This is a genomic window from Streptomyces sp. E2N166, from assembly GCF_003671715.1.
Taxonomy (GTDB): Bacteria; Actinomycetota; Actinomycetes; order Streptomycetales; family Streptomycetaceae; genus Streptomyces; species Streptomyces thinghirensis.
Map to the genome: position 1 here is coordinate 62,357 of NZ_RAIF01000020.1, position 2,354 is coordinate 64,710.

The 2,354-nt window shown below is 74.2% G+C and carries 1 protein-coding gene and 1 pseudogene; both read right to left on the reverse strand.

Annotation, left to right across the window (positions count from 1 at the left end):
• Window positions 1-601, reverse strand: a pseudogene (locus EBH09_RS38975) (hypothetical protein); the annotation flags it as partial.
• A gap of 297 nt (window positions 602-898) precedes the next feature.
• Entirely contained in the window at window positions 899-2,152 is a 1,254-nt protein-coding gene (purD, locus tag EBH09_RS17190; RefSeq protein ID WP_121747887.1) for a phosphoribosylamine--glycine ligase, read from the reverse strand.
• Window positions 2,153-2,354 lie beyond the last annotated feature (202 nt).

Here is a 2,354-nt window from a genome sequence, read left to right on the forward strand (position 1 = left end):
TGTCGGGGTGCGCCGAAGGGCCCGCACCGGCGACGACCGGGGCGAGGACGGCACGCAGTTCGCCCACGCGCATCCACCACAGGAAGGGCGAGCCGATGACGAGGACGGGCGCGGCGGCGGTCCGGCGGCGGGCGGGTCCGCCGACGCCGGCCACGTCGTCGTGTTCCTCCACGGGCGGCGGGCCGTGGGCCGGGTGGGTGCGGTCCTCCAGCCAGCTGTCGCAGTCCGGCGTGAGCGCTATCGCGGAGGGGGCGGGGACGTCGAGCCGGTCGGCCAGGTCGCGCACCATCCGGTAGAGGTCCGGCGCCGACTCCTCGGCGATCGTGACCGTCGGGGTCACGGCGGGCCGGGAGCGGGCGACGACGAGGGCGACTCCGGCGGCTGCCGCCAGCACGAGGAGCGCGAGCGCCGACACCGCCCAGCGGGCCGTGTCCCAGCCCCCGCCCGCGAGGTGCCCGGTGGAGCCGCCCACGAGCAGGATCACGGCGGCCGCAGCGGGCAACAGGGCTACCGCCAGCGCCCTGCTGCGGATGCGCAGCACGGCCAGCGCCCGGGAGCGCGCTGCCTGCGCGCCCATCTCCACACCACCGATACCGGTCACGGCCGGACCTCACCCCCTCCTTGCTGCCCTGGGCTTTCCTGCTGCTCTCCGGCTCTTGCTCACTCCCCCACTGTGGCACCCGCCACTGACATCGCAATGCCGGTGGGCCAAGTGCCGGAATGCCTGCGCGGCACCATAGTTGGGGCCTCCGTGCCCGTCAGCCGTATGGCGCATCGGTCACTCGATGGAATGGCTTTGGGGAAAGGTGGATGACGGACAGCAAGGATCAGGCCCCGGCTCCTGAGACGGAGCCGGGGCCTGTCGGGTTGGGCGCGCGGGAGTGTCCGCAGGGCTGGGTCAGGCGCCCGCGGCCGCCTTCGCCGCGATGTCGGTGCGGTGCTGGGACCCGTCGAGGCCGATGCGGGCGACGGCCCGGTAGGCGCGGTCGCGGGCCTCGGTGAGGTCCGTGCCGGTGGCCGTGACGGACAGGACGCGGCCGCCGGCGCTGACGACGGCGTCGCCCTCGGCGCGGGTGCCGGCGTGCAGGACGTAGGCGTGTGGGGCGTCCTCGGCGGCCACCTCGTCGAGGCCGGTGATCGGGTCGCCGGTGCGCGGGGTGCCGGGGTAGTTGTGGGAGGCGACGACCACGGTGACGGCCGCGTCGTCGCTCCAGCGCAGGGGTTCGAGGTCGGCGAGGTTGCCGGTGGCGGCGGCCATCAGCAGACCGGCGAGCGGGGTCTGGAGGCGGGCCAGCACGACCTGGGTCTCCGGGTCGCCGAAGCGGGCGTTGAACTCGATCACGCGGACGCCGCGCGAGGTGATCGCGAGTCCGGCGTACAGCAGTCCGGAGAACGGGGTGCCGCGGCGGCGCATCTCGTCGACGGTCGGCTGGAGCACGCTCTGCACGACCTCGTCGACCAGCTTGGGGTCGGCCCAGGGCAGCGGCGAGTACGCGCCCATGCCGCCGGTGTTCGGGCCCGCGTCGCCGTCGAGCGCGCGCTTGAAGTCCTGGGCGGGCTGGAGCGGGCGCACGTTCTCGCCGTCGGTGACGGCGAAGAGGGAGACCTCCGGGCCGTCCAAAAACTCCTCGATGACGACGCGGTCGCACGCGTTCGCGTGCGCGCGGGCCGCCTCGATGTCGTCGGTGACGACGACGCCCTTGCCTGCGGCCAGCCCGTCGTCCTTGACGACGTAGGGCGCGCCGAAGGCGTCGAGGGCCGCGTCGACCTCGGCCGGGTTCACACAGACGTAGGAGCGTGCCGTGGGGACGCCGGCGCCGGCCATGACGTCCTTGGCGAATGCCTTGGAGCCCTCCAGCTGCGCGGCCTGTCCGGACGGGCCGAAGACCGGGATGCCCGCCTCGCGTACGGCGTCGGCGACCCCGGCGACGAGGGGCGCCTCCGGCCCGACCACGACCAGTTCGGCACCGAGCCGGGTGGCCAGCGCGGTGACGGCCGCGCCGTCGAGGGCGTCGACCTGGTGCAGTTCGGCGACCTCGGCGATACCGGCGTTGCCGGGTGCGCAGTGCAGCGCGGTGACGTCGGGGTCGAGGGACAGGGAACGGCACAGGGCGTGTTCGCGGGCGCCGCCGCCGATGACAAGGACCTTCACGGGGTGAAGCCTAATGGGAACGGGCCGGTGCGGTTTGTGCGGGCTTCCGAAGGGGCGGGGCGAGGAGGCTTGTGGGTTCCTCCAGTGCGGGGCCCGGACAGCGCGGTCCGCACCCCCGCCTACTCGTGCGGGATCTCCTCGACCACCGACGCCCCCAGCTCCCGTACCAGCAGTTCCTTGCCGGAGAGGGCCGACTCGTCGA